Raw genomic sequence first — 6,588 nt, 5'->3', positions numbered from 1 at the left:
TCTCGAGAGCCGTCTGTTCGGGAGCAGGTTTCTTCAACATGTCCCAATGAATCATAACCCCCCCGATGTGACCAGGGGTTTGTCAGCAGTCTGGAAAGCCCCGGATCACTCCGGGGCTTTCTTTTTTTCAGCGAAATCAGCTTTTAATGCAGCGCTTGGGGAGCCGCATCCGGCTTGTCGTGCAGAGCGAAGCGGTCGATCATGTGGGCGCTTGCGTCATTGGCACCGATGACCTCGACCTGTTTGCCCGCCTTGCGGAATTTCAACACGACCTTGTCGAGTGCGCCAACGGCGGAGATGTCCCACAGATGCGCCTGCGTCACGTCGATGACGACACGCTCCACCGGCTCGGCAAAATCGAAGGCCGCGACGAAGCTTTCCGTCGAGGCAAAGAAGATCTGACCATCGACACGGTAGATACGCTCGTTGTCATCCACACCTGTTTCGGTGCGAACATGGAACAGTTTTGCGACCTTGCCAGCAAAGAAAACGCCCGACAGCAACACACCCGCCAGAACGCCCTGCGCCAGATCATGCGTTGCAAGCACCGTACCGACGGTCACCAGCATGACGATGCTGGATGATGGCGGGTTGTGGCGCAGGTCGAGAATGGACCGCCAGGAAAACGTACCGATGGACACCATGATCATGATCGCCACGAGTGCAGCCATGGGAATGATACGCACGATATCGTCCAGAACGAGGATGAGGAACAAGAGGAAGGCGCCGGCCACGAAGGTCGACAACCGCCCTCGCCCGCCGGAGGATACGTTGATGACGGATTGACCGATCATCGCGCAGCCACCCATGCCGCCGATAAACGCAGCGGCGATGTTGCCTGCACCCTGGCCTATGCACTCCTGGCTCTTGTTGCTGGGCGTGTCCGTCATGTCATCGACAATCTGGGCTGTCAGCAGCGATTCCAGCAGGCCGACAGCGGCAAGCGCTGCAGAATAAGGGAAGATGATCTGCAAGGTTTCCCATGTCAGCGGTATCTGCGGCAGGGCAAAAAGCGGAAATGACGATGGCAGCTCGCCAAGATCGCCAACGGTGCGCAGATCCATGCCGGAATAGAACGACACGAGCGTCAGCACGGCAATGGCCACCAGAGGAGACGGGATCGCCCGTGTCACCCGCGGAAACAGGTAGATGATGGCAAGACCGCCCGCAATCATCACATAGGTGCTGACAGGCACGCCGATAAGCTCGGGCAACTGCGCCATGAAGATGAGAATGGCGAGCGCGTTGACGAACCCGGTCATGACGGAGCGGGAAACGAACCGCATGACCCGACCGAGTTTGATGAGACCCGCCAGGATTTGCAGCAGGCCCATCAACAGGGTGGCCGCGAAGAGATATTGCAGGCCGTGCTCTTTGACGAGCGTCACCATCAACACGGCCGTGGCGGCGGTTGCCGCCGAAATCATACCTGGCCTGCCGCCGGTGAAGGCAGAGACACAGGCGATGGCAAAGGAGCCAAACAGCCCCACTTTCGGATCGACGCCCGCAATCACGGAAAAGCCGATCGCTTCAGGTATCAGCGCGAGAGCCACGACGATGCCGGACAGAATGTCCGCGCGAATGTTCGAAAACCACTCACGCTTGTAAGTTTGAAATGTGTTCATTTGAGATTTTTCGCAAACTGATACACACCGCCCCAGAGCCATGCTCGGGTAAACGAAAAGACGAAACGATGCTTTGCGTTGTCTGGCGGATCGGCGGCCAGAAGAGCCACCCGGGGTTACACCGGGTCCGTGGTGAGTACGCCTTCTATAAGGGCAGATCGCCCGCACTGCAAGGTCTTGAAGACGGATAAGAGATCAGATGCCTGTTGGAAGAGCCGGGTCATCCGTGGAAGGGATCCGTCATCGTGGCTGAAAAATCAGGTGAACCAGCGCTTTTCGAGTTTTGGAAAAAAGGAACAGACCGGCCGCAAAAAGAAAAGGCGGTAGCTGAAGCCACCGCCAAGACGTTGATCACGATAGCAAGGGTACGATCAAGCAACCCTTACAGACTTTCGCTTAATCCTTTTTCGGCGTCGGCACGACGCGCAGAGCCAGTTCGCGAAGTTGCGTTGGCGATGCTGGCGCTGGTGCGTTCATCAGAAGATCCTGCGCCTGCTGGTTCATCGGGAACAGCGTGATTTCACGCAGGTTCTTCGTGCCGGTCAGCAACATGACGACGCGGTCCACACCGGCCGCCATGCCCCCATGCGGAGGTGCGCCGTACTGGAAGGCGCGGTAGAGGCCACCGAAGCGATCTTCCACGTCCTGCTGGCTCAAGCCCACCTTCTCGAAGGCCTTGACCATCAGTTCAGGCGACTGGTTACGAATGGAGCCGGAAGCGATTTCGTAGCCGTTGCAGACCATGTCGTACTGGTAGGCCTTGATCGTCAGCGGGTCCTGATTCTCAAGCGCATCCATTCCGCCCTGCGGCATGGAGAACGGGTTGTGGGCGAAGTCGATCTTCTTTTCTTCTTCGTTATATTCGAAGAACGGGAAGTCAACGATCCAGCACAGCTCGAAACGGTCGCGGTCAACGAGGTTCAGCTCCTCACCAGCGCGGGTGCGGGCTTCGCCTGCGAATTTGTAGAACTTGGCAGGGTCACCAGCCACGAAGAAGCAGGCATCACCGGCACTAAGGCCGAGTTGTTGGCGAAGCGCTTCGGTGCGTTCTTCGCCGATGTTCTTGGCGAGTGGACCGGAGCCGACAACCTTGCCGTCTTCTTCCTTCCAGAAGATGTAGCCAAGACCAGGCTGGCCCTGCCCCTGCGCCCAGGCATTCATGCGGTCGCAGAACGCTCTGGAGCCACCGGTCTTGGCTGGAATTGCCCAGACTTCAACCTTGGGGTTGGAGGCGATCATGTTTGCGAAGACCTTGAAGCCGGAGTCGGCGAAATGGTCTGTCACAGCCTGCATTTCGATCGGGTTGCGCAGGTCAGGCTTGTCGGAACCGTATGTACGGAGCGCGTCGTCATAGGCGATGCGGCGGAAGGTCTGCGTCACGGGCTTGCCTTCGGCAAACTGCTCGAACACGCCGCGAATGACCGGCTCCATCGTGTCCCAGACGTCTTCCTGCGTCACGAAGCTCATTTCGAGGTCGAGCTGGTAGAATTCGCCCGGCAGACGGTCTGCGCGCGGGTCTTCATCGCGGAAGCACGGTGCGATCTGGAAGTAACGGTCGAAACCAGCCACCATCAGAAGCTGCTTGTACTGCTGCGGCGCCTGCGGCAGCGCGAAGAACTTGCCTTCGTGGATGCGGCTCGGCACGAGGAAGTCGCGTGCGCCTTCCGGCGACGAGGCCGTCAGGATCGGCGTGGAATATTCGGCAAAACCGATATCGCCCATGCGGCGGCGCATATCGGAGATGATCTGCGTGCGCTTGACGATGTTCTTGTGCAGCGTATCGCGGCGCAGGTCGAGGAAGCGGTACTTCAGGCGCACGTCTTCAGGATAGTCAGGCTCGCCAAAGACCGGCAGCGGCAGTTCCTTGGACGCGGCCAGCACTTCGATTTCCTGCGCGTAAAGCTCGATCTCGCCCGTCTCCATGGTCTTGTTGACCGTGTCTTCCGAACGCGCCTTGACGAGACCGTCGATACGGATGACCCATTCGCCACGGACAACTTCCGCAGACTTGAAAGCCGGGCTGTCCGGGTCTGCCACCACCTGCGTGATGCCGTAGTGGTCGCGAAGGTCGATGAAGAGAACGCCGCCATGATCTCGTACACGGTGAACCCAGCCGGAAAGGCGAACGGTTTCGCCGACATGCGACTTGCGGAGAGCGGCACAGGTGTGGCTGCGGTAACGATGCATTTTGTTATCCTGAAACATAGCGGCGATCACGCACATGGATCGCGTATTCTAAATCGGGCGGAAAAGCGCATGACAGACCCGATTTGTCAAGGCAAAGCGCAATATTGTCCCGAATAGCGCCGCGTTTAAGCGTATTCGTTCAGCGAGAATCGTTTATCGATAGTCTCAGCTTCCAAAGCCCTCAAGATACGCGATGTATGCCGCATGAGCCAGATACGACCCCTCATTCCCCTTCTGCTGACGGCGGGTATTTTGATCGGCGGAAATGGCTTGCAAGGCACGTTCATCGCATTGCGTGGATCATCGGCAGGTTTTTCGGCCAGCACCATCGGCCTCATCAGCGCCGGTTATAGCCTGGGCTTTGCGGTAGGCTGTGTCAACGTGACCCGCCTGTTGCGAAAGATCGGCCACATCAGGGCCTTTTCCACCATGGCCGCCGTCGCGTCTGCAGCCTCCATCACGATGATCCTGATTACCGATCCGGTTTTCTGGTTTGCTATGCGCTTCATCATCGGCATTGCGGTGGCGTGTCTGTTCGCCACCATCGAAAGCTGGATCAATGCGCAGGTGACGAATTCCAACCGCGCGAAAACGCTGTCGATCTACCGCTTCGTCGATTTGGGCTCCGTCACGCTGGCGCAATACGTCATTCCCGCCGTGGGGATCGAGGGACCTGCGATCTTCTCGTTGATCGCCATGGCCCTGACGCTCTCGCTGGTCCCCATCTCCCTTGCCGACAAATCGAACCCGGCCCCTCCCAAACAGGTGCCGTTCGATCTCTTCGCGGTGTGGCGCATTTCGCCGCTGGCGGTCGTCGGCTGTATCGCCGTCGGTCTGAGCATGTCGGCGTTTCGCAACATTGGCCCCATCTATGCCGAGCAGATCGGGATGTCAGTGACGTCGATTGCAACCTTCATGAGTGCGGGCATCATCGGCGGTGTCGTGCTGCAATATCCGCTGGGGGCCTATTCAGACCGGTACGACCGACGCATCGTCATCGTCGCGACCACCGCCTGCTCGGTCGTGACAGGCCTGTTTCTGTCGTTCTTCGCCGGAACCGACGAGTTTCGAAACGTCATGGGCGTCTTTGTCTTCGGCGCCTTCGCGCTGCCGCTTTACTCGCTCAGCTCGGCGCATGGCAATGATCATGCCAAGGAGGGCGAGCACGCCATGATGTCGGCCGGGCTTTTGTTCTTCTGGTCTATGGGGGCAACGGTCGGCCCTCTTCTCGCTTCGCTTCTCATCGATCTTTTCGGCCCCAAAGCGCTGTTTGCCTATACGGCAGCCATCCAGGTCGTTTTCATGATCTACACCCTTTACCGCCTGACCGTGCGGGCCGCAGTGCCGGTGGAGGAGCGCACCTGGCGCTTCCGCTCGCTTTTGCGCACCTCGGCCTATTTCACCAGACTTGCCGCGCCATCTGCATCGGAACGGGACAAAAAAGACGGATAGCTGTCCTCTACCCCCATAAAGATGTGACAGAGAGACAAGAAGAGCCGCGCCTGTATTGACACGGGCGCTTCAAAGGGAAAGTAAGTTTGATACTTTCCATGAGCGGCAAAAAGATAATGATTGAGACGACAGCAGCACTCGCCGAAGCCTGCAAGGAACTGGCGAAATCCGATTTCATCACCATCGATACGGAATTTCTCCGCGAAACGACTTTCTGGCCTCAGCTTTGTCTCGTTCAAATGGCCAGCCCGACGCTCGAGGTGCTGGTCGACCCTCTCGTGAAAGATCTCGATCTGACGCCGCTGTTCGAACTGATGGCCGATACCAGTGTCATCAAGGTTTTCCATGCCGCCCGCCAGGACATCGAAATCATCCATCATCTCGGCGGTCTCATTCCCCACCCGATCTTCGATACGCAGGTTGCGGCGATGGTGTGCGGCTTCGGTGATTCCATTTCCTATGATCAGCTTGTCCAGCGGATCAAGAACGTGCAGATCGACAAGTCGTCGCGCTTCACCGACTGGAGCCGCCGTCCGCTGACGGAAAAGCAGCTGGATTACGCACTGGCCGATGTCACCCACCTGCGTGACGTCTATCTGGCGCTGCAAGCACAGCTGGATCGTGAAGGCCGTTCCTCCTGGCTGAAGGAAGAAATGGACGTCCTCGAATCGGTGGAAACCTACGACATGCATCCCGACGATGCCTGGCTGCGGTTGAAATCGCGTCTTCGCAAGCCGACGGAACTCGCAATCTTAAAATTCATCGCCGCTTGGCGTGAGCGTGAGGCGCGGTCGCGCAACGTGCCGCGCTCGCGCGTGTTGAAAGACGATGCCATCTTCGAAATCGCCCAGCAACAGCCGAAGGACACGGAGGCACTCTCGCGCCTTCGTACCATTCCGAAGGGTTGGGAACGTTCATCCTCCGGTACAGCCATCATCGATACGGTCAATGCAGCGCTTGCTTTGCCGAAAGGCGACATGCCACACCCGCCTCGCCAAAGCCATTCACCGGAAGGTTCAGGTGCCGCTGTTGAACTTCTCAAGGTTCTGCTGAAGCTGACGGCCGACAAGCACGGCGTTGCTGCCAAAGTCATCGCCAACAGCGAAGACCTCGACAAGATCGCATCGGAAGGTGAAGAGGCGTCGGTACCGGCTCTTTCTGGCTGGCGCCGCGATTTGTTCGGCGAACCGGCGCTGAAACTGATTCGCGGCGAAGTGGCGCTTCGCTTCGCAGGCAAGAAGGTCGAAGCACTGGAATTGCCGCAACAGGGATGATGCGCCGTAGCTGCTGACCGAACCACCACAACATCAATATTGATCTTCAT

At 58.2% G+C, this 6,588-nt stretch carries 4 protein-coding genes and 1 other annotated feature; of the genes, 2 read left to right on the top strand and 2 right to left on the bottom strand.

Annotation, left to right across the window (positions count from 1 at the left end):
• Window positions 1-143 precede the first annotated feature (143 nt).
• Entirely contained in the window at window positions 144-1,625 is a 1,482-nt protein-coding gene (locus tag GGQ73_RS19660) for a SulP family inorganic anion transporter (protein WP_174152633.1), read from the bottom strand.
• Between the two features lie 76 nt (window positions 1,626-1,701).
• Window positions 1,702-1,757: a sequence feature (sul1 is cis-regulatory element that is thought to sense ions involved in sulfur or methionine metabolism; They are found in Alphaproteobacteria), on the bottom strand.
• A gap of 264 nt (window positions 1,758-2,021) precedes the next feature.
• Window positions 2,022-3,812: an aspartate--tRNA ligase gene (gene aspS, locus GGQ73_RS19655; RefSeq protein ID WP_183897529.1), complete on the bottom strand. Its 1,791-nt coding sequence runs from the start codon at window positions 3,810-3,812 to the stop codon at window positions 2,022-2,024.
• 204 nt (window positions 3,813-4,016) lie between these two features.
• Here aspS and GGQ73_RS19650 point away from each other — a divergent pair, with 204 nt between their 5' ends.
• Window positions 4,017-5,264 (top strand): MFS transporter, encoded by a 1,248-nt coding sequence (locus GGQ73_RS19650; protein WP_183897528.1) that lies wholly within the window; start codon window positions 4,017-4,019, stop codon window positions 5,262-5,264.
• A 116-nt stretch (window positions 5,265-5,380) separates the two neighbouring features.
• On the top strand, window positions 5,381-6,538 hold the full coding sequence (rnd, locus tag GGQ73_RS19645; protein WP_183897527.1) for a ribonuclease D: 1,158 nt from the start codon (window positions 5,381-5,383) through the stop codon (window positions 6,536-6,538).
• Window positions 6,539-6,588 lie beyond the last annotated feature (50 nt).

The sequence above is a fragment of the Rhizobium skierniewicense genome, assembly GCF_014196515.1.
GTDB lineage: Bacteria > Pseudomonadota > Alphaproteobacteria > Rhizobiales > Rhizobiaceae > Agrobacterium > Agrobacterium skierniewicense.
The sequence above is the reverse complement of the archived record's forward strand: the minus strand, read 5'-3'. Positions and strand labels throughout refer to the sequence as shown.